The organism is Roseibium aquae (genome assembly GCF_008711285.1).
Classification (GTDB): domain Bacteria; phylum Pseudomonadota; class Alphaproteobacteria; order Rhizobiales; family Stappiaceae; genus Roseibium; species Roseibium aquae.
This window is the reverse complement of the sequence record NZ_VXDC01000007.1, coordinates 311,840-337,651: the sequence shown is the minus strand read 5'-3', so window position 1 is coordinate 337,651 and position 25,812 is coordinate 311,840. Positions and strand designations below refer to the sequence as shown.

General features: G+C 62.5%; 22 protein-coding genes, 1 tRNA gene and 1 riboswitch. Of the genes, 10 read left to right on the top strand and 13 right to left on the bottom strand.

Going from position 1 to position 25,812, the window contains the following annotated elements; genetic code table 11:
• Window positions 1-180: 180 nt before the first annotated feature.
• Both F0184_RS13520 and F0184_RS13515 read right to left on the bottom strand, forming a co-directional pair.
• Window positions 181-1,275, bottom strand: a complete 1,095-nt coding sequence (locus F0184_RS13520; protein WP_150496707.1) for a quinone-dependent dihydroorotate dehydrogenase — start codon at window positions 1,273-1,275, stop codon at window positions 181-183.
• Window positions 1,272-1,616, bottom strand: coding sequence for a DUF952 domain-containing protein (locus F0184_RS13515; RefSeq protein WP_150496706.1), 345 nt, complete (start codon window positions 1,614-1,616; stop codon window positions 1,272-1,274). Before F0184_RS13515 ends, F0184_RS13520 begins: the two co-directional genes overlap by 4 nt.
• Window positions 1,617-2,088: 472 nt before the next feature.
• Between F0184_RS13515 and F0184_RS13510 the strand changes: the two genes are divergently transcribed.
• Window positions 2,089-2,766, top strand: a complete 678-nt coding sequence (locus F0184_RS13510) for a S24 family peptidase (RefSeq protein ID WP_150496705.1) — start codon at window positions 2,089-2,091, stop codon at window positions 2,764-2,766.
• Between the two features lie 22 nt (window positions 2,767-2,788).
• Window positions 2,789-3,712, top strand: a complete 924-nt coding sequence (locus F0184_RS13505; RefSeq protein ID WP_150496704.1) for a thermonuclease family protein — start codon at window positions 2,789-2,791, stop codon at window positions 3,710-3,712.
• A 31-nt stretch (window positions 3,713-3,743) separates the two neighbouring features.
• On the opposite strand, the gene F0184_RS13500 is transcribed toward F0184_RS13505, so the two are convergent.
• On the bottom strand, window positions 3,744-5,411 hold the full coding sequence (locus F0184_RS13500) for a lysine--tRNA ligase (protein WP_150496703.1): 1,668 nt from the start codon (window positions 5,409-5,411) through the stop codon (window positions 3,744-3,746).
• Window positions 5,412-5,610: 199 nt separating this feature from the next.
• Between F0184_RS13500 and F0184_RS13495 the strand changes: the two genes are divergently transcribed.
• Complete coding sequence (locus F0184_RS13495; protein WP_150496702.1) at window positions 5,611-6,024, top strand: tellurite resistance TerB family protein; 414 nt, start codon at window positions 5,611-5,613, stop codon at window positions 6,022-6,024.
• Window positions 6,025-7,113: an alpha/beta hydrolase family protein gene (locus tag F0184_RS13490; RefSeq protein WP_208998473.1), complete on the top strand. Its 1,089-nt coding sequence runs from the start codon at window positions 6,025-6,027 to the stop codon at window positions 7,111-7,113.
• Between the two features lie 114 nt (window positions 7,114-7,227).
• Here F0184_RS13490 and apaG read toward each other — a convergent pair whose 3' ends face one another.
• Window positions 7,228-7,620, bottom strand: coding sequence for a Co2+/Mg2+ efflux protein ApaG (gene apaG, locus F0184_RS13485; RefSeq protein ID WP_150496701.1), 393 nt, complete (start codon window positions 7,618-7,620; stop codon window positions 7,228-7,230).
• A gap of 155 nt (window positions 7,621-7,775) precedes the next feature.
• Here apaG and F0184_RS13480 point away from each other — a divergent pair, with 155 nt between their 5' ends.
• Window positions 7,776-8,384 (top strand): CDP-alcohol phosphatidyltransferase family protein, encoded by a 609-nt coding sequence (locus F0184_RS13480; RefSeq protein WP_150496700.1) that lies wholly within the window; start codon window positions 7,776-7,778, stop codon window positions 8,382-8,384.
• A gap of 12 nt (window positions 8,385-8,396) precedes the next feature.
• Here F0184_RS13480 and F0184_RS13475 read toward each other — a convergent pair whose 3' ends face one another.
• Window positions 8,397-9,596: an O-succinylhomoserine sulfhydrylase gene (locus F0184_RS13475; protein ID WP_150496699.1), complete on the bottom strand. Its 1,200-nt coding sequence runs from the start codon at window positions 9,594-9,596 to the stop codon at window positions 8,397-8,399.
• Between the two features lie 41 nt (window positions 9,597-9,637).
• Window positions 9,638-9,717, bottom strand: a riboswitch (SAM riboswitch).
• Window positions 9,718-9,863: 146 nt separating this feature from the next.
• Here F0184_RS13475 and F0184_RS13470 point away from each other — a divergent pair.
• Window positions 9,864-10,964, top strand: coding sequence for a 2'-deoxycytidine 5'-triphosphate deaminase (locus tag F0184_RS13470; protein WP_150496698.1), 1,101 nt, complete (start codon window positions 9,864-9,866; stop codon window positions 10,962-10,964).
• Window positions 10,965-10,968: 4 nt separating this feature from the next.
• Window positions 10,969-11,562, top strand: coding sequence for an IMPACT family protein (locus F0184_RS13465; RefSeq protein WP_150496697.1), 594 nt, complete (start codon window positions 10,969-10,971; stop codon window positions 11,560-11,562).
• Between the two features lie 61 nt (window positions 11,563-11,623).
• On the opposite strand, the gene F0184_RS13460 is transcribed toward F0184_RS13465, so the two are convergent.
• Window positions 11,624-12,415 carry an ion transporter gene (locus F0184_RS13460; protein ID WP_150496740.1) on the bottom strand — a complete coding sequence of 264 codons (792 nt, stop codon included), beginning with the start codon at window positions 12,413-12,415 and terminating at the stop codon, window positions 11,624-11,626.
• Between the two features lie 318 nt (window positions 12,416-12,733).
• Between F0184_RS13460 and F0184_RS13455 the strand changes: the two genes are divergently transcribed.
• Window positions 12,734-12,807 (top strand) — tRNA-Gly (locus F0184_RS13455).
• Window positions 12,808-12,854: 47 nt separating this feature from the next.
• On the opposite strand, the gene F0184_RS13450 is transcribed toward F0184_RS13455, so the two are convergent.
• Entirely contained in the window at window positions 12,855-14,681 is a 1,827-nt protein-coding gene (locus F0184_RS13450; RefSeq protein ID WP_150496696.1) for a glycosyltransferase family 2 protein, read from the bottom strand.
• 256 nt (window positions 14,682-14,937) lie between these two features.
• Here F0184_RS13450 and F0184_RS13445 point away from each other — a divergent pair, with 256 nt between their 5' ends.
• The gene (locus F0184_RS13445; protein WP_208998472.1) at window positions 14,938-15,618 is read left to right on the top strand and encodes a transporter substrate-binding domain-containing protein; all 681 of its coding nucleotides are present in this window, start codon (window positions 14,938-14,940) and stop codon (window positions 15,616-15,618) included.
• Here the strand turns inward: F0184_RS13445 and F0184_RS13440 are convergent.
• Entirely contained in the window at window positions 15,612-16,433 is an 822-nt protein-coding gene (locus F0184_RS13440; protein ID WP_208998471.1) for a sterol desaturase family protein, read from the bottom strand. The two genes, F0184_RS13445 and F0184_RS13440, sit on opposite strands and share 7 nt — an antisense overlap.
• Window positions 16,434-16,677: 244 nt before the next feature.
• On the opposite strand from F0184_RS13440, the gene F0184_RS13435 reads away from it, so the two are divergent.
• Entirely contained in the window at window positions 16,678-17,325 is a 648-nt protein-coding gene (locus tag F0184_RS13435) for an alpha/beta family hydrolase (protein WP_150496694.1), read from the top strand.
• Between the two features lie 88 nt (window positions 17,326-17,413).
• On the opposite strand, the gene F0184_RS13430 is transcribed toward F0184_RS13435, so the two are convergent.
• The 5 genes from F0184_RS13430 to F0184_RS13410 all read right to left on the bottom strand — a co-directional run bounded on the left by F0184_RS13430 (window position 17,414) and on the right by F0184_RS13410 (window position 25,677).
• The gene (locus tag F0184_RS13430) at window positions 17,414-20,809 is read right to left on the bottom strand and encodes an efflux RND transporter permease subunit (RefSeq protein WP_208998470.1); all 3,396 of its coding nucleotides are present in this window, start codon (window positions 20,807-20,809) and stop codon (window positions 17,414-17,416) included.
• Window positions 20,810-20,818: 9 nt separating this feature from the next.
• Window positions 20,819-22,246, bottom strand: coding sequence for an efflux RND transporter periplasmic adaptor subunit (locus F0184_RS13425; RefSeq protein WP_150496693.1), 1,428 nt, complete (start codon window positions 22,244-22,246; stop codon window positions 20,819-20,821).
• Between the two features lie 304 nt (window positions 22,247-22,550).
• Window positions 22,551-23,528: an Hsp33 family molecular chaperone gene (locus tag F0184_RS13420; protein WP_150496692.1), complete on the bottom strand. Its 978-nt coding sequence runs from the start codon at window positions 23,526-23,528 to the stop codon at window positions 22,551-22,553.
• A 26-nt stretch (window positions 23,529-23,554) separates the two neighbouring features.
• On the bottom strand, window positions 23,555-24,472 hold the full coding sequence (gene argF / locus F0184_RS13415) for an ornithine carbamoyltransferase (protein ID WP_150496691.1): 918 nt from the start codon (window positions 24,470-24,472) through the stop codon (window positions 23,555-23,557).
• 2 nt (window positions 24,473-24,474) lie between these two features.
• Entirely contained in the window at window positions 24,475-25,677 is a 1,203-nt protein-coding gene (locus F0184_RS13410) for an aspartate aminotransferase family protein (RefSeq protein ID WP_150496690.1), read from the bottom strand.
• Window positions 25,678-25,812: the final 135 nt, after the last annotated feature.

Here is a 25,812-nt window from a genome sequence, read left to right as displayed (position 1 = left end):
CTCAACAACGCCATGTCTATCACTCCGTCGTCCCCCGCCGAAATCACGCAGGGGTGGGTTTAAACATGGGTCAGTTCTCAGTGAAAAAATCGGGCCTTACCGGGTCAGTTCTCAGTGAAAATCAACACCTTCGCGGACCGCAGCTCCTGACACGATTAGATCGCCTCGCGATCAGCCGAATCAGGGGGCCGCCGTCGACCAGGCCTCGACATTGACATCCCGCGCCTCCCGCAGGGAAGCCAGCCCCTCCTGATCAAGCTTGCGGCTCAGTCCGCTCAAAATGCCGGCGACAAGCGCCGGTCCCTTAAACACCAGGGCCGAATAAAGCTGAAGCAAGTCCGCACCGGCGGTGATTTTGGTCCAGGCCGCATCCGCGCTGTCAATGCCCCCCACTCCGATGATCGGGACCTCGGGTCCGAGGAGCTTGCGCGCCTGAGCCAGAACGATGGTGGAGCGGCGAAACAGGGGGCGCCCGGACAGGCCACCGGTTTCCGAGACAGCCGGGGCCGGTTTCAGATGATCACGGGACAGCGTGGTGTTGGACACGATCAATCCATCGACGCCCTTCAGCAGGACCTCTTCACAGATATCACTCAATCCGCCTTGATCCACATCGGGCGCGATCTTCAACAGAACCGGGACCGTGCGGCCAAATCTGTCGGCGGCTTCGTCCCGCGCGCCGATCACACCGGTCAACAGATCCGAAAGCGCGCCGCGGGCCTGCAGATCCCTCAGCCCCGGCGTGTTCGGCGAGGAGATGTTGACCGTAAAGTAGGATGCAAGATCCGCGAAGCGTTCGATCCCGGTCACATAATCCGCGATCCGGTCCGTGGCATCCTTGTTGGCCCCGACATTGATCCCGACAATACCCCGGTGGCCGGTCCGGCGCTCCAGACGGCTGCGCAAAGCGTCATGGCCTTGATTGTTGAAACCGAACCGGTTGATGACCCCTTCGTCCGCGGGCAGGCGGAACACACGGGGCTTGGGGTTCCCGGGCTGCGGCTTCGGCGTGACAGAGCCGATTTCCGTGTATCCAAACCCGAGTTTCAGCAAGGCGTCGGGGACTTCGCCGTCCTTGTCGAAACCGGCCGCCATGCCGAGCGGATTGGGAAACTGAAGATCCCAGAAACGGCACTCCAGGCGCGCGTCCGGCTCAATCGGCGCGCGCCCGAGAAGCCCGCTCGACAACAGCCGGATCGTCACGCGATGGGCGGTTTCAGCGTCCAAGCGATGAAGCGCCGCCAGAGCGAGCCTGTTCAAAAACGCGCCGCTCATTGATCAAGATCCGGAAAAACATGACAGCCATGGGTATCCAGCGGCAGATCCTTGACCCAAACCGCAGCGCTCACCGGAAGCGACCCGTAGTAATGGGGAAACAAGGCCCCCCCGCGCGAAGGCTCCCATTTCAAGCGGCTGCCCAAGACGGCCGTATCGCAGGCCACGAGCAGAAGATCGTCCTGCCCTGCGAAGTGCTTGGCCGCCGTCTCGCGAACCTGATCGGCCGCCGAAAAATGGATGTAGCCATCCTCAAGATCGATCGGCGCGCCATCGAACTGGCCCTTCGCCAGCGCATCAGTCCAAAGAGGGCGCGGCACAATCTTGAAAACGAGCGGCATGGGCGTGGACAGCTCCTTTGGCAATTCATTCCGTCCGGCTGGTCCGGCCGGGGTGCAGACCCTATAGCCCAGGATGGGCTCGAAGAACAGGCCGCCGGCACCGCTCGGGCCGGCAACAGAAGAACAGGAATATTTACCGATCAAATCATGGAGGCTCAGGTAAATATTCCTTGTGCTTCCTGGGCGAATTGATGGATTCTGTCTTGAGACACATGGCAAGGGGAGGCACAGCAAATCCCGCAGTGCATACCGGTTGCGCCGGCAGGCGTCCGCGCTCCCCGGTTCAGTACCGGGTCAACAGCTTCCGCAGCAGCACCTTTCTCGCCCCATTCTGTCGCCCAACAGGGGGATCTTCGTGCCGCTGTCGCGTTTGCCAGCTTGACCGCCTGCGCGATCCGGATGCAGCCGGCATACGCTGTCCAGCCGTTCCATTCACCCAAGGGTCCTTGCCTGACGCGACCAGAGCCACACCATGCTTTCACACAACAAGATTTGGGCCGCAATAGATGCGCTTGCGACCCGCAAGGGTCTGACCCCATCGGGACTAGCGCGCCGTGCCGGTCTGGACCCGACAACTTTCAATCCGTCAAAACGGTTCGCCGGAGATGGACGTCCACGCTGGCCATCGACGGAATCGCTTGCCAAGATCCTCGAAGCGACCGGAGAACCGTTTCATATCTTTGCGGCCACCGTTCAAACCAGCAAGGAGCCCGACGAAAACGAATCTGGTTCCCTTGCCGGTCCGGTCACGAGCCCTGGCACACGGGCTGTTCCGCTGGCCGCCTTCCGGGATATCCACGAAAATCGAACCAGCTTCGACGCCGCTGGAAGCCCCTCCGGGACCTTCTGGGATCAGATCAATTTTCCGGATCAAGAGCACCAGAAGCTGTTTGCCATCGAGATGTCGGATGACCGGTTTTCACCGTCGTACCGGTATGGCGATGTGCTGATCGTGGCGCCGGGCACCGCCATCCGGCGGGGCGACAAGGTGGCCGTTCAACTGGCCTCGGGAGAATTGCAACTGACCCGTTTCCACCGGCAGACCTCGACACGGCTCGAATTCTCCTCGCTAACCAGCCCCGAAAGACGGTATTCTCTCGGCAGGCCCGGTGTCGATTGGATGGCGCGAATCGTCTGGGCCAGCCAATGATCTGCGGCAATGCGGTTTCACCATGCGGCTCCACCCACTTGTCATGCCTGTCCTGGTCCTGTGCGCGTCCGCTGCAGCGCTTGGCTGGCTCCTGTTCGTGCCGCCTCCTGCCGTTCCCGATCATGAAGAGCGCGGCAGGGCCGCAGATCTGCAGCCGCTATCCTCTCCGGCCCACTCATCTCCGGCCGGACAGGAGGCCGATACCGGTTCGCTCGCGGCACAAAGCGCCGCGCCCATTCCCGGCATGCTGCGCAATGTCTCACCGGACGGGGTCACCCCGCCCCCGGTGAGCGGTCCGCTGACCCGCGTTGCGCCATCCGAGGCCTATCTGGAAAACAGGAACCCGCCCCGGCCGCCGGTTCCCCCCGGCCCCCTGGAATTCTCGCGGGTTCAGGTTCTGGATGCCGGCACGATCGATACGGGCGATATTCTCGTCAGGATCGCCCATGTGACCCCATTGGGGGCGGACCAGTCATGCCGGACGGACAGCGGGGACACCTGGCCCTGCGGCGCACGGGCGCGCACCGCGATGCGCGGTCTGTTGAGGCAGCTGAAAATCGAGTGCGAGAAGATCGACGAAACCGGGCCGGGCGAAATCACCGCAACCTGCCAGCGCGGGCGCATCGATCTTGGCGAATGGCTGGTGCGGTATGGCTGGGCGACCCCGGCCGAGACCGCACCTCCGGGCTTTGCCGATGTGGAACGGGAGGCCAGGGAACGGAAACTCGGCCAATGGAAAGCGGACGGGCTGGACCCGTTGGCCGATCCGGTGACGATCGACAGCCTGGCCGATATCCCGGACCTGCCCGATATCATCGCCGGGGACGGGCGCTCGTTCCTCGAAGACGTCCCCGCCCGTCCGTCCGATGGCCCTTCGACCGGCGAACAGCCGCAAATGCCATCGCCGCCGGCAGATCTGCGGACGACCCGGTCGGATAATTTATAGCCATCCCCCGGGGATCCATTTTGTTCCCGGTTCAGGCGGCGCTGGTCAGCTCGCCCGAAAGCGCCTTGGCGATCAGGGCTCTGGTCTCGCCGATCCCGTAAAGTGCCACGAAGGAACCGAAGCGCGGCCCCTTCTCCTGCCCCAGAAGCAGTTGATATAGGGCCGAGAACCAGGCCACCGAAACGCCGGGTCCGCCGTCCGGACCTTTCTTGTCGGGATCCTGATAGCGCTCGATCCCGCGAGCGACATCCAGAACCGCGTCCTGAATCACGGCTCCATCCGCGTCCTCGGGCAAAGCGGCCAGCTTGGCGTCGAGGTCCTCGAGCGCCCCGCGCTCGACATCATCAGGCGTTTTGAACGACTTGGCGGGCTTCACGAAATCGTCGAAATAGCGGATGGCATAGCCGACCAGTTCGTCCAGCTTCGGATTGCTGTCAGCCGTGACGCCCGGCGCGTAGCGGGTGATGAACGCCCACAACACATCCTTGTTTTCCGCATTGGATGCCGACACCAGGTTCAGCAACATGGAAAACGGTACACCGCTGGCGTTCGACACCGGCGGGTTGCCCGAATGGATGTGCCAAACGGGATTGGACAGCCGGCCCTTGTCATCCTGGCGTTCGAACGCCCCCAGATGGCTGAAATACTCGTCCACCGCCTTCGGGATCACATCGAAGTAGAGCTTCTTCGCGGTCCTCGGCTTCTGGAACATGTAAAGCGACAGACTTTCCGTCGGTGCATAGGTCAACCATTCATCGATGGTCAGGCCGTTGCCCTTGGACTTGGAGATCTTCTCGCCCTTGTCGTCGAGGAACAATTCATAGACGTAGTGCTCGGGAGGCGTCCCGCCCAAAACCTTACATATCTTGTCGTAAAGCTCCATGTTCGGGCCGTGGTCCTTGCCGAACATTTCGAAATCGACATCCAGCGCGGCCCAGCGCGCGCCGAAGTCCGGCTTCCACTGCAGCTTCACATTGCCGCCCGTCACGGGAAGCGTGACATCGGTCCCGTCCTCGTCCGCGAACGTGATCGTGCCCTCCTTCGCGTTCACGTCCTTCATCGGCACATAAAGAACGCGGCCCGATGACGGCGAGATCGGAAGGAATGGCGAATAGGTCGCCTGCCGCTCTTCGCCCAGCGTCGGCAGCATCACGTCCATCAGCTTCTGGTAGCGCTCGGCCGCACGCAGCAGGATCGCGTCGAACTTACCGGACTTGTAATACTCCGTCGCGCTGGCGAACTCGTAGTCAAAGCCGAACGTGTCGAGGAAGCGGCAAAGCATGGCGTTGTTGTGATCGCCAAAGCTCTTGTGGCCGCCGCCGAACGGGTTCGGAACAACCGTGAGCGGCATCTGCAGATAGGGTTCGAGCGCGGAACGGTCCGGCACGTTTTCCGGGATCTTGCGCATACCGTCCATATCGTCGGAGAAGCACAGCAGCCGGGTCGGGATCTTGTCCCCGGTCAGCAGGCGAAAGGCGGTGCGGACCATGGTGGTCCGGGCCACTTCGCCGAATGTCCCGATATGGGGAAGGCCCGACGGGCCGTAACCGGTTTCAAACAGAACCGGCTGGGATGGATCGCGTTTCGCGACCCGCTTGATCAATTTGCGCGCTTCCTCGAACGGCCAGGCCTTGGAAGACTGTGCCGCCTCCACAAGGGCAGGCGAAATGTCGAGCGGGGGCAGGAGACGATCGGTCATGATGAGGTTCGGTTCTGTTTTGTCGATGAGGAAAGCGCGGGTGGCGGGAAACAGGTGACGTCAGACCAGCCGGGCGCGGCGACACTAGAAAAGCGCAAGCGCCGCGTCAATCAAATGTCTTGCAGACCTGGCTTGATGCGCGCCGCACGAACGGATAAGCCATCTGGTCAAGGCTATCCAACCCAAGGTCCCGCATCGCATGAACAAAGATATCACCATCCAGGAAGCCCTCATCTACGTCATGGTCCTGATGTCCGCCGCGGACAGCAGCATGACGGACAGCGAATTGGCTTCCATCGGGGAGATCGTCAAGACCCTGCCGGTGTTCAAAGGCTACAACGCCGATGACATCCTCAGCACCGCCCAGGACTGCGGCGCTGTCCTGCAGGAAGCCAACGGGCTGGACCGGGTCCTGACGCTGATTGCCGAGACCCTGCCGACCAAATTCTATGACACCGCCTATGCGGTGGCCGTCGATGTCGCGGCGGCGGACCTGAATCTGCGTCAGGAAGAACTGCGGCTTCTGCAAATGCTTCGTGACCGTTTTTCCCTCGACAAGCTTACGGTGGCCGCGATCGAACGCGCTGCCCAAGCCCGCCACCGGACACTGTAATTGGCCGCATTTTCCGGCTCGAAGGTGAAACGGGTTCTTTTGCTGGCTTGCGCCGTGCTGGTTTGCGGGCTGGTTGCGATGTTGGGCCTGTCCGGGCTGGGTGATTTCGATCTGTCCGAACACCGGGCGCTGGACGTGGGCTTTGCCCATGACGGGGTACGGTTGTCCGGAACTCTTTACAGCCCCGGGCAGGCTCCCGCTCTGGCGGCCGTCTTGCTGGTCCATGGGGACGGACCGCAGGACCGTCTGTCGGGCGGTGCCTACCAGCCCCTGATCAACACCCTTCTCGATCACAGGATTGCCGTCTACACATGGGACAAACCGGGGATCGGACACAGCGGCGGCAACTGGCTCGACCAAACGATGGAGGACCGGGCGCAAGAAGCGGCAGCCGCCGGCGTCCGGGTTCGAAGCCTTCCTGACATGGCCGGCCTTCCGCTCGGCACCCTTGGCTTTTCCCAAGCGGGCTGGGTGCTTCCAAAACTGGCACGGCAAGCCCATGCCGCTGACTTTCACGTGCTGATCGGCGCGGCGCTGAACTGGCAAAGCCAGGGCGCTTACTATAGCCGCACGCGCATGGAACGGGCGGGCCATGAACCGCAAGAGATCGCGCGCGCACTTGCGGATCAGGCCGCACGGAACAAACGCATGGCGCAGCCAGGCTATTCCTATCAAGCCTATCTGAGCGGCCTGCCAAAGGGTTCCGCCATCATGTCGGAGGACCGCTTCGGCTTCGTCGTCCGCAACATGGGCGCGGACGCGACGAAGGACTTGGAGTCCGTGGTCACGCCGCTTCTGATTATGCATGGCGGCGAGGATCTCAACATCGATCCCCATGCCAATCAAAGACAGTATAGCGCGATCCTTCGAGCCCGCGGTGCCCCGGCGGACGCCCCGGCGGACATCCTCATGATCGAGAAGGCGACACACGGGCTTTTGAAAGCCCCGCTGTTCAATTATCAACTCGCGGAGGAGATGCCGGTCTGGAAACAGGGGCTGTTTGTCCTTTCCGGAAGGACAGCCTATGCCGAAGGCGCGCTTTCAGCGCTCACCGGCTGGATCCTGGATCAGGCGGCAGCGAAACACTGAAAAGCGCCTGTCAGCCCCGCACCCAGCAGCAAAACCCGGCCAGAAACCGGCCAGAAACCGGCCACCGCACCTGAGACGGTAGCCCATCCGGTGTTGTGGAAGACCCTGGAGCTTCTAATTCACGCTGCGCACGGCGTCGGGAAGGTCGAGCGAGAAAGCCGGAATTTCAACGTCGAACACGCTTCCGTCCGGACGCTCCATGCTATAGCTGCCCACCATGATGCCGGAGGTGGTCTTCAACGGACACCCGGAGGAATATTCATAGGTTTCGCCCGGCTGGATCACGGGTTGCTCGCCGACGACACCCGGACCGCGCACCTCTTCGACGCGCCCCAGCGCATCGGTTATCTGCCAGAAACGGGATTTCAACTGGACGGCTTCCGCGCTTTCATTGCGGATTTCGACCATATAGGCCCAGATATACTGCCCGGCTTCGGGTTGCGATTCCTCATCCAGGTAAAACGGTTCAACGGAAACCTGAATACCATTCGTGACTGCGCGATACATTGTGTCGAGCTCCGGCCTTTTGGCCGTGTACCTTTCGTAATCGGTCAACATAACACCGCTTATAGGGCTGATGCCGCATCCGTGAAAGGGATTGGCTTGTTGATTTTCCGACCTTTTCGCATGTATGGCCGATAATCCCAAGATATGGATCCGCCATGTTCGACGCCAGATTGCGCCCTCTCATCGATCCGCCCCTGACCCGCATGGGGGCCGCGCTGGCCCGGCTCGGGGTCAGCGCCAACGCGATGACAGTCACCGGGTTCTGTCTCGGGCTCGGCGCGGCCCTGGCCGTGGTCTTCGGACAATTTCTGCTCGCGTTCGCGCTCGTCGTGCTGAACCGGCTGGCCGACGGACTGGACGGCGCGATCGCGCGGGCAACACGCAAGACGGATCTCGGCGGGTATCTCGATATCGTCCTGGATTTCGTGTTCTATGGCGCCCTGCCCTTCGGCTTCGCGCTTCATGATCCGGCGTCCAACGCGCTGGCCGCCGCCGCCCTGCTCTTCAGCTTCTACGCGAACGGCTCCGCCTTCCTCGCCTACGCCATCATGGCCGCCAAGCGGGGCCAAACGACCGCCGCGCAAGGAACAAAATCCTTGTATTACCTGACCGGGATCGCGGAAGGGGCCGAAACCATCGGCCTGTTCCTTGTCATGTGCCTGTGGCCGGCCGGGTTCGCCTGGCTGGCCTGGGGCTTCGCCGCGATCTGTTTCGTTTCGGCCGCCGCTCGCATCGTCCTGGCGGGCGCCACCCTCAAGACCTGAGGGCCGGCGCGGTCACACGGCGTTCAAAGCTTCGGCGATATCTTCCAGCAGGTCCTCCGGATCCTCCAGGCCGACCGACAGGCGCAAGATTCCGTCGGAAATCCCGAGCTCCGCCCGCGCCGCTTCCCCGATCGATTGGTGTGTGGTTGTCGCCGGGTGGGTGATCAGGCTTTTGGCATCGCCCAGATTGTTGGAAATGCGGATGACATCGAGCGCGTTGGTAAACCGGAAAGCAGCCTCCTTGCCTCCAGCGATCTCAAAAGCGAGCATGGTGGACCCCCCGGTCATCTGCCGCTTGGCGACCGCGGCTTGCGGATGATCCGCCCGGCCCGGATAGATCAGGCGGGCAACCTTGCCTTGAGCGGACAGAAAATCGGCGATGCGGGCCGCGGTGGACGATTGCCGATCAACCCGCAGAGGCAGCGTTTCCAGCCCCTTCAGCAAAACCCAGGCATTGAACGGGCTCATATGGGGGCCGGTATGTTTCACGAAGGGCATGACCTCCTCCGTGATCCACTCCTGATCCGACAGGACAATGCCGCCCAGACAGCGGCCCTGCCCATCGATATGCTTGGTGGCGGAATAGATCACAACATCCGCGCCAAGCTTGAGCGGCGCCTGATAGAGCGGCGTGGCGAACACGTTGTCGACAATCAGCCGCGCCCCGACCGAATGGGCGATTTCGGCGACGGCCGCGATGTCGATCACCTCCAGCGTCGGGTTGGTTGGGCTTTCCAGAAACAGTGCTTTGGTATTCGGGCGCACGGCGCGCTGCCACTGGTCCAGATCCGTGCCATCCACCAGCGTCGTTTCCACGCCGAACCGGGGCAGAAGCGTCTCGCAAATGTAGCGGCAGGAGCCGAAAAGCGCCTTGGCGGCGACCACATGATCGCCCGCCCGCACGCTGGCCATCAGTGCGAGGTTGACGGCCGCCATTCCGCTTGCCGTCGCGCGCGCGGCTTCCGCCCCTTCCAGCGCCTTCATCCGGTCCTCGAACATCTGGACCGTCGGATTTGCATAGCGGGAATAGACGAACCCGGGATCTTCGCCATTAAAGCGCGCCTCGGCGGCCTCCGCCCCGGCATAAACAAACCCCTGGGTCAGGAACAAGGCCTCCGACGTCTCTCCGAAGGGAGAGCGCATGGTGCCGCCATGCACCAGTTGGGTTGCCGGGCGCAGCGTGCGTCCGCCGCCGTTCGTCTTGTTCGTCATCTTCTGCCACTCCAAATGCAAAAACCCCGGCCTGGACCGGGGTTTTTCGCAACCCGGCCTTTTTAGCTACTTGTTTAACGTGGCTGCAAGCCGGCCGGCTCAAATCACCACGGATCGGAAGATCCACATACGGGAAAAGCGCGAATGCGTCAAATCCATCACCGGCGCCACCGGCCCGCGCTGCAAAACCGGACAATTGCGGTTGGCGGATCATACCCGATCCGGTAATCACGAAGGGCAGGTTGCAGCGAGAGTGAGGACAGGCGAATGAGCGAGCGGCACGGCGGCATTTTACCCGCGCACATGATCGAGACCATGTTCGCCCACGGCGCCATCACTTCCGAACACCCGCCGCTGGACGGTCAGATCCAGCCGGCCAGTCTGGACCTGCGCCTGGGACGCACAGCCTTTCGCGTGCGCGCCAGCTTCCTGCCCGGACCCGATGTCAGCGTCTCGTCGAAACTCGACGCGCTGGAACTGCACACCATGGACTTGCGGAACGGCGCGGTCCTCGAAACAGGATGCGTTTACATCGTTCCGCTGCAGGAAAGCCTCGATCTGCCCGCTGACATTTCCGCCACGGCCAATCCGAAGAGTTCCACGGGCCGGCTCGATGTTTTCACCCGGGTGATCACCGACAAGGGAATCGCGTTCGACACGGTGCCCGCGGGCTATCAGGGCCCGCTCTATGCGGAGATCTCGCCTCTGACCTTCCCGATCCTGGTGCGCACCGGCTCACGGCTGAGCCAGATCCGCTTCCGGCGTGGCGACAGCCGCATCCCGGACAGCGAGCTGGAAGCCATTCACAACGACCACACCCTGGTCAGCGGCGGAAACGAACGGATCGGCGGCGGGGTTCAGTTGTCCATCGATCTCAAGGGCGAGGGTCCCGGCAGCCTTGTCGGGTACCGGGCAAAAAGCCATTCCGGTCTGATCGATGTCGATGTGACCGGCGCGCAGGATCCGCTCGACTTCTGGGAGCCGATTTACCGGCGCAACACGCCCGACCTGATCCTCGACCCCAATGAATTCTACATCCTGGTCAGCCAGGAAGCGGTCCACGTGCCGCCGGACTATGCGGCGGAAATGGTGCCTTTCGATCCGCTTGTCGGAGAGTTCCGGGTCCACTATGCCGGCTTCTTCGATCCCGGCTTCGGCAACGAACATGCCGGCGGCATCGGATCCCGGGCCGTTCTGGAAGTCCGGTCCCACGATGTGCCGTTCATCGTCGAACACGGTCAGACGGTCGGCCGTCTGGTCTATGAGCGGATGGCGGAGCGCCCGCACAGCCTCTATGGCGAAGGCATTGGCTCGAACTATCAGGGTCAGGCGCTGAAGCTTTCCAAGCATTTCAAGGTGCCGTCCTGAAACCGTGACCGGCCTTTTCACGATCACCCATGCGTTCGAGGGGTTTCTGGAAGACCGGAAATCCCGCTTCCTGGCCCATCTCGTCCCCGTGGCGTCCTTTGACGAGCGCTTGACCGCCCTTCGCAAGGCGCATCCGAAGGCCAATCACATCGTCACCGCGCACCGGCGGCTCCTCGACGACGGGCGGATCGAGGAAAGCGCGAAGGATGACGGGGAGCCGTCGGGCACCTCCGGCATGCCGGCGTTGAAGGTGCTTCAAGGCGCCGGTCTGATCAATTGCGCCGTGTTGATCGTGCGCTATTTCGGCGGCATCAAATTGGGTGGCGGCGGCCTCGCGCGCGCCTATTCCGGTGCCGTTCAAAACGCGATCGAACAGGCCGCGCTGGTTCCGTTCCAAAGGCAGGCAAGCGCGGCGGTCGAAACGGGGTTCGCCGACAGCTCGGAGCTGGAGCGGCGCGTGGCGGCACTGGCACTCACCGTGCGCGCCCGGGACTATACGGAGAAGGGCGTCAGGCTGACCGTCGAAGGCCCGGAAACGGATATAGCGGACCTGTTGCAAGCTCATCTGGGTGCCGGCCGGCCGGATCCGGATCGCTGAGCGCCCGGCCCTTGTGCTGACTGACGGCGGGCCGCCGCGACCGGCCGGCCGGGCCAGCCGTTTACTTGCCCAATTGCGCCCGCAGATCCTGGACCTCGGACCGAAGCGCCCGCACCTCCGTCAGAATGTGCTCGGCCTCCGTGTGGATGGCGCGCCGGTCCGCGTCCGCCTCGGCTTCGTGCTCCTCCTGCATGGCAGAGACGATAATCCCGATGAACAGGTTGAGCACCGTGAAGGCCGTCGACAAGATGAACGGCACGAAGAACAACCAGGAATAGGGGTAAACCTCCATCACGGGCCGCACGATGCCCATGGACCAGCTTTCCAGGGTCATGATCTGGAACAGGGTGTAGATGGACTTGCCAAGGTCGCCGAACCAATCGGGGAATGAAGCGCCGAACAGCTTCGTGGCCATGACGGCGAACACATAGAACACCAGTGCCATCAGCACCACGATGGACCCCATGCCCGGCAAAGCGGCCATCAGGCCACCGATCACACGCCGAAGCGACGGCACCACCGAGATAAGGCGCAAGACACGCAAGATCCGCAGCGCGCGCATCACGGAGAGCGGACCGCTGGCCGGGACCAGAGAGATCGCGACGATGGTGAAATCGAAGATGCTCCAAGGATCCTTGAAGAAGCGCAGGCCATGGGCATAAATGCGCAAGACGATCTCGACCACAAACACGCCCAGGATAAAGCGGTCGAAGGCGATGAGATAGTCGCCGATCGCCGCCATGACCAGGCTGCTGGTCTCCAATCCCAGAGTGACCGCGTTCACGACGATCAACCCGATGATAACCTGTTCCCACCGGCGCGATGTGACCAGAGCCTTGACCTTTTCCCGCATGCGCTCACCTGACCTCGATGTTGACCGCGCACCGGATCCAGGGGCGGACGGCAAGCCGCGCACGGCCTTCGCCCGAAAGCCGATCGCCTGTTGAATGATCCAGCGCTTGAAGTGCGGGCGGAACATGGCGATTTGTCGGCGAATGTGCAAGCCTTCAGTTCGCTCGCCCGGGTCGGTTTCACTTCGCGCAGCGACGCGTGTCCGAATGGGAGCTTCTGGGGAGCTTCTGGACAGCTTCTGGGGAGCTCAAAAGACGCGTTGACATGTTCTGGAAACGCTTGACAGCCGTCGGGCGACACCGCATTAGGTAAGCTGCAAGCGGGTGTAGCTCAATGGTAGAGCAGAAGCTTCCCAAGCTTAAGACGAGGGTTCGATTCCCTTCACCCGCTCCAGTTTTTCCCCGAATCTCACCGACCTTGTGCCCGGCGTTGCCGCAGTCTCAGGCCACCCGTTGCCGCCGCTTGCTCTCTCCATGCTCGGTCTTGTTCCAATGATACGGCGAGCGCACGAGTTCGAAGACAGACCGGTAGAACGCCAATCCGGCGAAAACCCAATAGACCGGCATCAGGATCAAGTCGGCCGGGCGTGGCTGCAGCCCCGTGCGGACGGCCGCGATCCACGCGGCCAGCAGGGCCCCGCCATATCCGACAGCGGCCGCGATGCCGCCCACCCAAAGACACAGCGCCCCCACCCATGTCTCCGGCGCGGGCAAGCCAAGCAGTCCGGCCCCGTAGGCGAGGACGAGCAGGGCGAAGACGGGATGAAGCGCGGTCAGGACGAAACTTCCGCCATAGAACCCGGCGAGGATCAAGCAGGCGCGCGCACCCAGTTCGGAAATCAGCAGCCGCGGATCCCGGATGTGAACGCTAATGGTTTGAAGCCAGCCCTTGTGCCACCTGGCCCGTTGGGCAAACCAGTTGGCGAACCGCACGGGAGCTTCCTCGCGGGTGGTGCTCGGAAACACGCCGGTGCGGTAGCGGAAGCGGGCGAGCCGGATGCCCAGATCCGCATCCTCGGTCACATTGTGGCGATCCCACCCCCCCACATGATCCAGCGCGTCCTTTCGAAAATGGTTCGACGTCCCGCTTAACGGAAAGGGGAGTCCGCGCCGGAAGAACCATGGAAGAAGCTGATCGAAGAGACCGGCATATTCAAGCGCGAACTGGCGCGAGAAGAAGCTGTCATCCGCATTGTCGATTTCCAGCCGGGCCTGCAAACAGGCGAAATAAGGCGGCAATTCTGAAAAGAGCGCGGCCGCTTTCTTGAGTTGATCCGGATCCGGCCGGTCTTCAGCATCGAAGACAGTCACGAATTCGCCGCGCGCCTGAACCAGCCCATACGACAGTGCCCTTGGTTTGGTTCGGGGCGCTCCGTCCGGCAGAATGACAATCTCCATATGCGCCGGTAGGTCAAGTTGGCGAAGCGCAACTGCCGTTTCCAGGTCGTCACACTCAAGGAGAAACAGGATCTGGAGCCGGTCGGCCGGATAATCGAGCCGCGAGACCGCATACACCAGACCGGGTACGATGTTCATTTCCCGGTAGAGCGGGATCAGAACCGTATAGGCTGGCCACCTTATGGTCGGATCGTTGTAGGCCGCCGGCAGATCAAAACGCGCGCAAGACCCCAGGCTGGCCCGTGCGCTTGCAATCCGGACAAGTCCCGATGTCAAGCAGGCGGTACTCAGGGCCGCCACGAAGAGGACAAGCCACAGGCCGAGTGGCGCCAGCAGAAGGGCGGATGCCAGCAGTCCGCCAATGACAAAACTCGATATCAGATTCCGGCTCGAACGGTGCTTGGCCGACAAATCGGGATACCGGGTTTCCAGATCCGTGGCTGGCGAATTCATCAGGGCGCGCGCATGGCCCATAACGGCCGGGGCCGTCACCCGCACCTGCCCGGCAAAGGCCGGGTGCCGGCGCAACAGGGTTCGCACCGCTTCAAAATGGTCATAGTGTGGCGTGATCACATAGACGGGGGTGCCGTTGTCGAGCCCCATGAGCATGGGTCCGACCGCGGGGTGCCCGAAGGTCAAAGGATTGTCATTGATTGTGCGCGGCCGAAAGGACCCAAGCGGCAAAAACGGGACGCCGCAGGACTCGGCAAACGCGCTATAGAGGGTATCTTCGGAGACATATCCGCCTTTCACCAGCACCTCAGACGCGGAAAGAGCCTGATCCATGGCAAGCTTGGAAGCCGATTGCAAAACCGAACTGGATACGCCGCGCGCACTCAAAATGCGCAACTCTTCCGGTAAAGGCTCCATGCCCTTCCCCCCCAATCAGAGATGGCCTCGTGCCGGCTTAACCGTCTATAACAGCGATATGAATCAGGTTTTCCACAGATTAATGCATAGTAAACGAATTCATTCAAGAGTTGTATTTTTACTAGTTGTATATTTTATGGTTGCAGCAACAAACGGCATAGGGCCGGCCTTCTCGCAATCCCCGTCTGTTCCAAACTTTTGGGATCCGAAGACATCAGCAAGCCGCCCGGCGAATTTTCCGGAGACCATCCGCTTTTTGGCCACGGACGATCATCCGCCATTCGTGTTCAGGGACCTGGACGGGCGCCTGACCGGTTTCAACGTCGATCTGGCGCGTGCCATGTGCCAGCAGCTCAACAGCTCCTGCGCCCTGCGGATCCGCTCTTTCGAGGATTTGCTCCCGGCGCTGCGCGAAGACGAAGGCAACGCGATCATCTCCGGCCTCGCCCGCGATCCCGCTCTTGCTGAAGACCTTGCCTTCACAGACGACTACTTGAAACTGCCGGCCCGGTTCGTTGTGCGCCAAGGCGATGCCGCAGGCTTTGACGAAGGAAACTTGAATGGTCTCCGGATTGCGGTTGCAAACGGCACGCGGCACGATCTTTTCGCCCGGCGCTTTTTCCCGCAGGCCGTGATCGTGGGCCACGAGACCACCATCGACGCGCGCAATGCGGTCCGGGACGGATCAGCGGACGCTTATTTCGGCGACGGCCTGTCCCTGTCCTTTTGGCTCCGGGGCGACACCTCGCAGGATTGCTGCGAGTTCGCCGGCGGGCCATGGCTGGAACCGGGCTATTTCTCGGAAGGGCTTTCCATCGCCGTGCGCAAGGAGGACGAGGAGAAGCTTGAGGCGCTGAACTTCGCCCTGCGCCAGGTTCATCAGTCCGGGACTTACAGGGAACTCTATCTCAGATACTTCCCGTTGAGTTTCTATTGATCGAGGTTCTTCGGTTTAAGCGGGTGAAACGGATAGGCAAGGCTCCATCCGAACTTGCGCGCGCCATCGGCGCTTTCCGCATCCAGCCCGATTGTCATGCCGCGATGACCGCCCAGCGGCTGATCGGTGTAGGTGCGGAACATCCGATCCCAGATCGACAGGTTGAAGCCATAATTGGAGTCCGTTTCGCTGACCCGGGCTGAGTGATGGACCCTGTGCATGTCCGGGGTCACGATCAGCCAGCGCAATCCCCTGTCGAGCCATTTCGGCAAGGCCACATTGGCATGATTGAACATGGCTGCCCCGTTCAACACGATTTCGAAGGCGATGACCGCCCAAACCGGGCCGCCCAAGGCAAGGATAAAAGCGGCCTTCCACAAGAAGGACAGCAGGATCTCGATGGGATGGAACCGCAGGGCGGTGGTGACATCCACATCCCCATCGGCGTGGTGAACGCGATGGATCCGCCACAAGACCGGTATCTTGTGGGCGGCCCAATGCTGGAACCAGACCGCGAAATCCAGCACCAGAAACGCGAACACACCGGCCAGCAGCCCGCCTTGCCAGCCCAACATGGGCAGCAGTCCCCATCCGCGCTCAACCGCGAGGGCGGCAAGGCCGATGCCGCCGATCGGAAACAGCAGCCGGACGAGCGCGGCGTCAAGTATCACGATGCCCCAGTTGGTCGGCCAGCGCGACGCCCGGGCGACCGAAAGGTCGCGCTTGGGGAGCAACACCTCGATCAACGCCATGATGGCGAAGATCCCCGCGAAGAAACCGAGACGCAGTGTGTTCGGGTCGAGACTGTCCAGCATATTCCCCTCGTTTCGGCGTTTTCCCTTTGCGCGCGGACCACCGCCGCGCTAGAGCAATTCTCGGTCAGGCTGAAGCGGCACGCTCCGATCTGGCCTGGAAAAATCACCCTCGCTTATAACGCGTTAGAGGATCCTCTCCTGAATTCGAACGATCGCGGAGCGAGTCAAGTTCGTCAGGAGATACTCTAACGTCAAGATTATCGCTTTTCTTTGCGCCACTTTCCATCTGACGGATGACCGCACCATGCCCCTACCGCTTTGGAGCCGCCCCGCCGCCGCCCCGATCGCAACGCTCTTGCTTGCCCATGGTGCGGGAGCCCCAATGGATTCCCCATTCATGACGAAAATCGCCGCCGCCCTTGCCGAACGCGGCGTGGCCGTTGCCCGGTTCGAGTTTTCCTACATGGCCATGCGGCGGACCGATGGCAAAAGGCGCCCTGCGCCCAAGGCTGAAACCCTTATCGGTGAGTATCAGACGGCGCTTCAATCCCTTCTGAAGGAGGCAGAAGGCCCTTTGCTGATCGGCGGCAAGTCGATGGGCGGACGGATCGCCGCCATGCTGGGCGGGGGGAGTTCGCTTCCGGGCCGGGTCAAGGGGATCTGTTGTCTGGGATACCCGTTTCATCCGACCGGACGGCCCGACGCGCCCTGGCGCCTCCAGCCGCTCGAAGAGGCAAAACGGCCGGTTCTGGTTCTCCAGGGCGACCGCGATGCCTTCGGCTCCCGGAGTGAGCTTGAGACCGTCACGCTCCCGTCCAGTGTCTCCCTCCGCTATCTCGAAGACGGCAACCACGATTTCGCCCCGCGCGGGAAGTCCCCGGCGACCTTGGATGGCAATCTGGCCGAGGCTGCCGATCACATCTTCGCGTTCGCCGCCCAACACGCCGGATAGGCTGCCGCCCGCGCCCGTTGCGGCCGCGCGTCGGAACGCCCACCCGGTTTCCACGGGGCCGATTTTTCAACAGCTGGGCGTCGGCCGCTTACTCCGCCGGGACCGGCGTCAGCGGATCCGGCCTTGGCCGCGCGCGCCCTTTCCGGAATTGGATCATGCCGGCAATGTCATCGGCAATGGTGAGCAGCGCCGGAACCAGAACGAGAACCAGAATGGTCGCCGAACCAAGGCCGAACACGATGGTGATCGCCATCGGCAAGAGGAACTGGGCCTGCAGGCTGGTTTCGAACATGAGCGGCAAAAGCCCGCCGACCGTGGTCAGCGATGTCAGAATCACGGCCCGTAACCGGTCCCGGCTTGCCGCGATGGCCGCCTGCCGCACACCCTCGCCGGCGCGCAAACGCTCATCATAACGCGCGACCAGAATGATCGAGTTGTTGACCAGGATACCGGCCAATCCCAACAACCCAATGAAACTGAGAATGGTCAGTTTGAAGCCCATGACGTAATGGCCAACAATCGCCCCGACGACACCGAAGGGGATAATGGACATCACCACAAGAGGCCGGGAATAGCTCGCGAATATGGCCGCGAGGATGATGTAGATACCTGCAACCGCCATCAACACACCCGTCAGCAAATCCGAGAACGCATTTGCCTGCTCTTCCGCCTTTCCGGAGAAGCTGTAGGACAGCCCGTATTTCTCGGCGAGCCGGGGCAGGAAACCGGCGCTGAGATCGGCCACGATCTCATTGCTGGAGGTCACGGTGCTGTCCACATCGGCAACAACAGTAACCACGGTCTTCCCGTCCCGGCGCAGGATCACCGAAAAGCCTTGCGCATCGCGCAGGTTCACCACTTCCGTCAGCGGCACGAACTCGCCGTTCGGGGTCCGGATCGACAGATCGCGCAAGGCACCGGTCCCACCGGCCTCCATCGCCTGCCGGACCCGAACCGAAACCTCCTCGTCGCCTTCGGCGAAACGCCGGGCAATGTTGCCCTGGAACGCATCCCGGACCTGGCGCGCCGCGCTTTCAACGGTGAACCCCAGCGCGCGGCCGCGTGGCGTCAACTCCAGCAGGAGTTCGGGCTTGCCATAGGGCAGATCGTCCGTCACCCCGCTCGTCCCGGGAAAAGCCGACAGCTCCGCTTGCAGTTCCTGCGCCGCCGCCTTGAGATCCTGCAACGGCGCCCCGCTCAACCTGATGTCCAGATCGCGGCCCGGGGGGCCGCCCCGGCGTTCGGCAATGGCGACGCGCGAGATCCCCGGGATTTCCGGAACGGCCGCCCGCCAGGCCCGAACGATGTCGGGGGTCCGCACCGTGCGCTGTTCCGACTGGGACAGTTGCACATTGATATTGGCAACATTGTCTCCGCGATTGTTGCCGGCCTGTCCCAGCGTGGCATAGGTGGCGACCACAAGCGGCGCGCCATCCTCGCCGGCAAGACGGCGCTCGGCCTGTTTGAGTGCCTGCTCGATCAGCGTGATGCCCGCGATTGCCTGGTCTTCCGGGATCCCGGCATGAAAGAAGATGGACGCCGAGAGGTTTTCCGCTTCCGGCGAGGGGAAGAATGTGAAACCGACCCGCCCGCCGCGCACCAGGCCGACGGCAAGGATGAGGCTGGCAATGGCGAGGGCAAAGGTGACATAGCGCCAGTTGACGGAAAGGCGCACGAGGCCATGAAACGGATAGTCCCGGATCCAGCCAAAGCCCGCATCGAACCCGCGGCGGAACCGGCTTGGCTGATCTTCCCAAACCGTGCCGGCGCGCTTCCGCCGCATGGCCTGAAAAACGCCTTCAAGGGCAAGGGCAGCCAGGAAGCAGGCCGCGATCACCAGCATCTCGAAGCCGATCAAGCCAACGCGGTCCGCCAGCGCGCGCAAGGTCAGCGCCAGCGGATCAAGAACCGGCGGGACGGCAAGATCGGGCTGGCTGGCAAGACCGCTCAGGAATAGCGCGGGGGCGCCGGCAAGCACCACCACACGCCACCAGTTCCAGGCCGGTTTCTTTCCCATGGCGTGGGCCAGATGGCCCGGCAGGATGAAAAAGCATTCGATCAATGAGGCAATCACCACGGCCACGACCACCACGGGAAGCGTTCCCATGATCTGGCCGATCACATCGCCGATCAGCAAAATGGGCAGGAAGGCTGCGATGGTTGTCGCACTGGCCGCGATGATGGGGGCCAGCATGGTGCGGGCGCCATTGACTGCCGCCTCTTGCGGATCGTCCCCCATCGACTGGCGTGTGGCGGTGTGTTCGCCGACAACGATCGCGTCATCGACGATCACGCCCAGCATCATGATCAGCGCGAAAAGCGAAATCATGTTGATGCTTTCCCCCAGCAGCCACATGATCCCCAAGGTGGCCATCATGGCGACCGGAATTCCGGCCGCCACCCAGAAGGCGATGCGCGCGTTCAAGAAGAGGAACAGGATCGCGACTACCAAAGCCAGGCCAGACAGACCGTTCTCCAGCAACAGGGAAATACGGCCCTCGACCAGATTGGCGCTCACATCATACCGGAGTATTTCCAGCGTTGGAGGCAGTTGAGGCTCGATCTCTTCAAGATAGGCTTCCAGAATGGCAGCGGCCTTGAGCGTATCGGTGCTTTCAACGCGCAAGACATCGATCTCGATTGCCCTGGACCCGCCTGAAAAACCCTGGTTGTCGCCGTCATCGTAATCGCGGAAAACAGTCCCGATATCGGCAATCCGGGTTTTCTCGCCGGAGGCCAGCGCCTTGACCTCAACGCCGGCGATCGAGGCGGCCGATTGGTCCTCCGCAACCGCCCGGATCTGGCGTTCCACGGCGCCGTCTATCGTCCCGGCGGGAATATCGACAGTGTTTCCGGCAATGCGCGCGGCCACGTCCGCGACGGTCAGGTCGAGACGCCGCAGTTCCCGTTCCGCGATTTCGACGACATATTCGGGCTTGCGGTATCCGCGCAACTCGACCTTGTCGATCCCCCGATCCAGAAGATCGTCGCGGATCTGCCGGGCAAAGGTTTTCAAGGCCTCTTCGGGAAACGGCCCGCGCAAGGCGATAGTCGCCACACCATCGGTGAAGGTGGACGCGGAAACGGTCGGCGTTTCGGCGTCCTGCGGCAAGGTCGTGATGCCGGAGATGGCCTGCTCCACGTCCGACAGCGCCTTTTGCATGTCGGCGCCTTCGACGAACTCCAGGACTGCCGTCGCGCTGCCCTCCCGGCCATAGGAGGTAATCTCGTCCAGATTGTCGATGAAGCGCAGCTCGGGTTCGATCACCTCGAGAATGTTGCTGGTGACATCTTCCGCACTGGCGCCGGACCACGGAATGCTGACGGTGATCCTGTCCGTCGTGATGGTTGGAAAAAACTGGGTGTTGAGCTTGGCAAGGCCATAGGCCCCAAACAGCACCATGATGGCCATGATCAGGTTGGCCAGGTTTGGATGCTGCACGATCGTTTCCACCGTGCCGCGCATCAGGCGTTGCTGGTTCATGGCAGCCTCCTATTGCGCCACGGACGCGGCTGGGGCGGCGGGAGTGGACGTTTGCGCGGCGCGGGCCGCGGCCGGCGTTTCGCCCGGTTGCCCGTCCGCCACCGGGCGCACCCGGAGCCCTTCTCCCGCTTCGGGGATGCGGGTGGTCAAAACAACTTCTCCGGTCTGCAGGTCGCCCCTGACAATGAGGTGCTGCCCATCCAGGGCCAGCGCCTCAACCGTCCGGGGAATGAGACGCTCCTCTTCCACGACATAAACGGTCCCTTGCCCGTAATACGCCGTTTCGGGGATCCGGAAGCTTCCATCGTATGTCTGGTCGGGCACGAACACCTCGACAAACGCGCCCGGCCTGAGCGGCGTCTGGTCTTCCTGCAGGGTGACCCTGGCAAAGACATCAACACCGCCTCTTGTGCTGGCAACGTCAGCGCCGATCCGGTCGATGACGGCATCGTAGGACAAAACCCGGTTTCCCAACGACCATGTCACGTTGACAGGTCGGCCCACCACGGTGCCCGCTTCCGCCACCAACCGGCCGTACTGGTTGTCGGACAGGGTAAACCGGACTTCCAATTCATCGCGCGCGTAAATCGACGCCACCACGTCGTTGACACCGACCAGGCGACCGCGCTGCGCGCCTTCGGCCCGGACCACCGCGTCGAAGGGCGCCTTGAGAACCGTGTTCTCGAGCTGGCGCCGGGCATTCCGCAGCCGCCATTCGAGACGCTGGATCGCCGCTTCCTGCTGGCGCACCTTGGCCTCTTCCAGGGTCAGTGCGTTCTGCCGCTGCTCTAGCGTCTGCTGTCGTTGCGACACCAGCAGGCGGCGTTCGTCGACCGTGCGTTCGGTAACGGAACCGCGGGCAATGAGATCTTCCGCGCGGTCGAGGTCGCGCTGCGCGAATTCAAGCTGCTCGCGGGCGCGCACGACATTTGCGCGCTCCAGTTCCACACGCCCCTTGCTTTCGACCAAGCCGGCCTCGGCCTCGGCCAGGTTGGCGCGCGCCTCGGTCACGGCGCCTTCGAAGTCGAAGCTGTCGATCACCACCAGTTCGTCGTCTTTTTTCACAAGCCCGCCAGCTTTCAGCTCCGGATGCACGGAAACGACTTCGCCGCCGACAAGGGTCCGCAGGTCGACGGTGCGTCCGGCCGTCGCTTCCCCGAAAACGGAAATGGTTGGCGTATGGCTGCCTTTCACGAGAACCGCGGTCTCGGCCGCGTAGCTTCTTTCCTGAGCCGCGCGCTTGGGTACCTCGGGTCTGGTTGCGACGAGGGTATTCATCACCTGAACCGCACCAACCAGGATGGCGAAAACGATCGCCGCTTGCAGGAAAGCTTTTGCGATCAGCATGGCACGGCCCGGGCGGCGTTGCTCAGATGGGACCTGATACTCGACCGGTGTCTGTCCTTGAGGTCCAGAATGATCGACGGACTTCAACATTCGTTTCCCTTCCTCGCGCCAAGGAGCGCCTCCATTCCCCCAGTCTATATGCTTTTCCCGGCATACGAACTCAGGAGAAGAGCCTAGATCAGCGGGCGTTCAATCGGCATCGATTGCCCCCCGAAGCTGATCGCTTCTTGAGGTCCCGAGCATCTTTGGGCGTCTTGACAGAGCGCCCGATGCTCTGGTTGGCGGCGGTTTCATCCGGGAAACCCCAGCCAGGCCCATGGGATCGGTATCCGGGGCCTGACGGGGAAACACAAGCGCGCAATTGTAACCGATTGTCACAGCGCGAAGCGCGGGCTTACTTGGGATCGAACTCGTAGCGGGTGCTGCAGAACTCGCAGGTCACGACAATCTTGTCATCCACCACCATGTCCGCCAGCTCTTCTGATCCGAAATTGTTCAGCACTCCGGCCACTTTCTCCCGCGAACACTGGCACCGATCCTCGATCGGCTGCGGATCGAACAGCCGCACCCCACGCTCGTGAAACAGCCGGAACAACAGGCGCTCCACACTGATGTCAGGATCCGTCAACTCGAGATCCTTGACGGTGTCGACCAGCGCCTTGGCCTCGATCCAGGCATCGTCCTCGTCGACAGCGTGGGCCTTGGTTCCCTCCGGCGCGTCGCCGGGGTCAAGGTCCGGCGCCCGCATACGGTCGGGCGCCTCGGGCAGAAACTGGATCAGGACACCGCCAGCCGACCAGCCATGGCTGGGCCCCTCCCCGGCCTGGCGCGTGAACACTTCGCCAACGGCCAGCCGGACTTCGGTCGGGATTTGCTCGGACCGGGCAAAGTAGCGCCGGGCGACCTCTTCCAGAGAGATGCCGTCCAGTTCGACCAGCCCTTGATAGCGCTGCATGTGGCGGCCCTGATCGATGGTCATGGCCAGATGGCCGTGCCCCAGGAGCATTTGCGGCGTGGCGTTGCCGGACGACACGGCCTCCTCGACCCGCTCGGCGTCGAAGCTTGCATAGGCACGCAGGGCATCTGGCGAGGAAAAATCCACGACGAGCATGGACACCGGCCCATCGGTCTGCGTTTGAAGCGTGAACCGGCCCTGAAACTTGAGCGATGTGCCGAGCAAACTGGTCAGCACCATCGCTTCGGCAAGAAGCCGGGACACCGGCTCGGGATAATCATGACGGCCGAGGATGCGCTCGACCACCGGACCGAGCGCCACCGCCCGTCCGCGCACATCGAGCCCCTCCACGGAAAAGGGCCGGACGGCATCGACACCGGCCGGTTCGATACCGAATTCGTCAAGACTGAAAGCCACACCGGGCTCCTTTGAAGTTCGTTGGCTCAGAGCGCGTTGAAGCACCAGGCCAGAATGCCTTTTTGCGCGTGGAGCCTGTTCTCCGCCTCGTCGAAGACGACGGAATGCGGGCCGTCCATCACCTCCGAGGTCACTTCCTCGCCGCGATGAGCGGGCAGGCAATGCATGAACAAGGACCCCGGATTGGTTTCCTTCATCAACCGCTCGTTCACCTGATAAGCTTTCAGCAGGTTGTGACGGTTCTCAGAATCGTCGTCTCCCATGGACACCCAGCAATCGGTGACGACACAGTCGGATCCTCTAGCGGCCTCGAACGGGTCGTCGGTCAGGGTGATTTCCGCCCCCTCAGCCAAGGCCCGGTCGATCAGATCCCGCGGCGGCGCCAGTTCCTTCGGGGTCGCAACGCGCAGCGCGAAGTCAAACCGCGAGGCGGCATGAACCCAGGAGGCCAGCACATTGTTGGAATCCCCTGTCCAGGTCACGGTCTTGCCGGCAATCGAGCCCCTGTGATCCTCGAAGGTCAGAATGTCCGCCATGATCTGACAGGGGTGCGAGGTCTTGGTCAGACCGTTGATCACGGGCACCGTGGCGTTGTCCGCAAGCTCGCGCAGGGCGTTCGGGTCAAGGATCCGGATCATGATCGCATCGACGAACCGGGACAGGACCCTTGCGGTGTCCGCGATCGTCTCGCCGCGGCCCAGCTGCATTTCCGCACCGGTGAGCATGAGCGTTTCCCCGCCCAGCTCGCGCATGCCGACATCGAAGGAGATGCGCGTGCGGGTCGAGGGTTGCTCGAACACCATCGCCAGAACCTTGCCGGCGAGCGGCCCTTGCCCGCGGTGGCATCCGGACCGCTGCGTCTTCAGCTTTTTCGCTGTGTCCAGCACGGTGCGTAATTCCTCGCCGGTGAATTCCGTGAGGTCGAGAAAATGACGGTTTTCCATATTCAGGCGGCTCCCTTGCCCGCGAGCTCTTCTTCCATGCGCGCGGCGGCCCTGTCCAGCCGGGCGGCCGCATCCGCGATTTCTGCTTCCGTGATTGTCAAGGGCGGGAGGATCCGCACCACATTGTCGCCGGCGGGAACCGCCAGGAGACCTTCGGCACGCGCCGCTCCAACGAATTCCCCTGCCGGCACCTTGCATTTGATGCCGAGCAGAAGCCCCCTGCCCCGCACCTGTTCGAAGATGTCCGGATGGGTATCGACCAGGCCCGCGAGCTTCTGCTTGAAACTGAGGCCCTTGGTTTGAACCTCTTCCAGGAAGCCTTCCGCCAGAACGACGTCCAGCACCGCCAAGCCAACCGCCATGGCCATCGGGTTGCCGCCAAAGGTCGTGCCATGGGTGCCCGGCACGAGGCTGGCCGCGACCTCTTCGGTGGCCAGGCACGCACCGACCGGAAACCCGCCGCCCAGTCCCTTGGCCACCGCCATGAGATCTGGCGAGACACCCGCCCATTCGTGCGCGAACAGCTTTCCGGTCCGGCCAATACCCGTCTGGATTTCGTCGAAAATCAGCAGGCAGCCGGTTTCATCGCAGATTTGGCGAAGCTGGCGCAGGAATTCCGTCGGGATCTCCCGGATCCCGCCCTCGCCCTGGATGGGCTCGATCGCGAAGGCGGCCGTGTGCGGACCCATGACCTGCTTCAGGGCATCGAGATCGCCTGCGGCCACCTGATCGAAGCCCGGCGCCTTGGGCCCGAAGCCCTCGAGGTATTTGGCCTGCCCGCCCGCCGCAATCGTCCCCAGTGTGCGGCCGTGAAAGGCACCTTCAAAGGTGATGATCTGATACCGGTCGGGTTGTCCCCGGTCGTAGAAATACCGCCGTGCGGCCTTGATCGCCGCTTCCATCGCCTCCGCGCCGGAATTGCAGAACAGAACCTTGTCGGCAAACGTCGCCGCCGTCAGACGGGCGCCAAGTTCCTCCTGCTCGGGAATGCGATGAAGATTGGAGACATGCCAGAGCTTCTCGGCCTGGGCCTTGACCGCTTCCACAAGATGGGGGTGGCAGTGGCCAAGCGCGTTCACCGCGATCCCGGACCCGCAATCGAGGTAGCGGCGGCCATCGGATGTTTCCAGCCAAACGCCGTGACCGCGATCGAACTCAAGGTCCGATCTGGCATAGTTTCCGAACAGCGACGTCGCCGATGACATAATCCATGTCTCCCATAGACAAAAGGTATCTGCCGGCCCATGGGCAGGAAGGGCTCATCCATACCGGTTGGAGTGCGGGCTGAAACGCAGCGTGCCGCCCCGAAGAGGCGGCACACGTAAGGCTTTATTATAGAG

Bases quoted from the DNA above. Each gene is read 5' to 3' on its own strand.
- F0184_RS13520 (WP_150496707.1), bottom strand. From the start codon at position 1,275: ATGAGCGGCGCGTTTTTGAACAGGCTCGCTCTGGCGGCGCTTCATCGC.
- F0184_RS13515 (WP_150496706.1), bottom strand. From the start codon at position 1,616: ATGCCGCTCGTTTTCAAGATTGTGCCGCGCCCTCTTTGGACTGATGCG.
- F0184_RS13510 (WP_150496705.1), top strand. From the start codon at position 2,089: ATGCTTTCACACAACAAGATTTGGGCCGCAATAGATGCGCTTGCGACC.
- F0184_RS13505 (WP_150496704.1), top strand. From the start codon at position 2,789: ATGCGGCTCCACCCACTTGTCATGCCTGTCCTGGTCCTGTGCGCGTCC.
- F0184_RS13500 (WP_150496703.1), bottom strand. From the start codon at position 5,411: ATGACCGATCGTCTCCTGCCCCCGCTCGACATTTCGCCTGCCCTTGTG.
- F0184_RS13495 (WP_150496702.1), top strand. From the start codon at position 5,611: ATGAACAAAGATATCACCATCCAGGAAGCCCTCATCTACGTCATGGTC.
- apaG (WP_150496701.1), bottom strand. From the start codon at position 7,620: ATGTATCGCGCAGTCACGAATGGTATTCAGGTTTCCGTTGAACCGTTT.
- F0184_RS13480 (WP_150496700.1), top strand. From the start codon at position 7,776: ATGTTCGACGCCAGATTGCGCCCTCTCATCGATCCGCCCCTGACCCGC.
- F0184_RS13475 (WP_150496699.1), bottom strand. From the start codon at position 9,596: ATGACGAACAAGACGAACGGCGGCGGACGCACGCTGCGCCCGGCAACC.
- F0184_RS13470 (WP_150496698.1), top strand. From the start codon at position 9,864: ATGAGCGAGCGGCACGGCGGCATTTTACCCGCGCACATGATCGAGACC.
- F0184_RS13460 (WP_150496740.1), bottom strand. From the start codon at position 12,415: ATGCGGGAAAAGGTCAAGGCTCTGGTCACATCGCGCCGGTGGGAACAG.
- F0184_RS13450 (WP_150496696.1), bottom strand. From the start codon at position 14,681: ATGGAGCCTTTACCGGAAGAGTTGCGCATTTTGAGTGCGCGCGGCGTA.
- F0184_RS13440 (WP_208998471.1), bottom strand. From the start codon at position 16,433: ATGCTGGACAGTCTCGACCCGAACACACTGCGTCTCGGTTTCTTCGCG.
- F0184_RS13435 (WP_150496694.1), top strand. From the start codon at position 16,678: ATGCCCCTACCGCTTTGGAGCCGCCCCGCCGCCGCCCCGATCGCAACG.
- F0184_RS13430 (WP_208998470.1), bottom strand. From the start codon at position 20,809: ATGAACCAGCAACGCCTGATGCGCGGCACGGTGGAAACGATCGTGCAG.
- F0184_RS13425 (WP_150496693.1), bottom strand. From the start codon at position 22,246: ATGTTGAAGTCCGTCGATCATTCTGGACCTCAAGGACAGACACCGGTC.
- argF (WP_150496691.1), bottom strand. From the start codon at position 24,472: ATGGAAAACCGTCATTTTCTCGACCTCACGGAATTCACCGGCGAGGAA.
- F0184_RS13410 (WP_150496690.1), bottom strand. From the start codon at position 25,677: ATGTCATCGGCGACGTCGCTGTTCGGAAACTATGCCAGATCGGACCTT.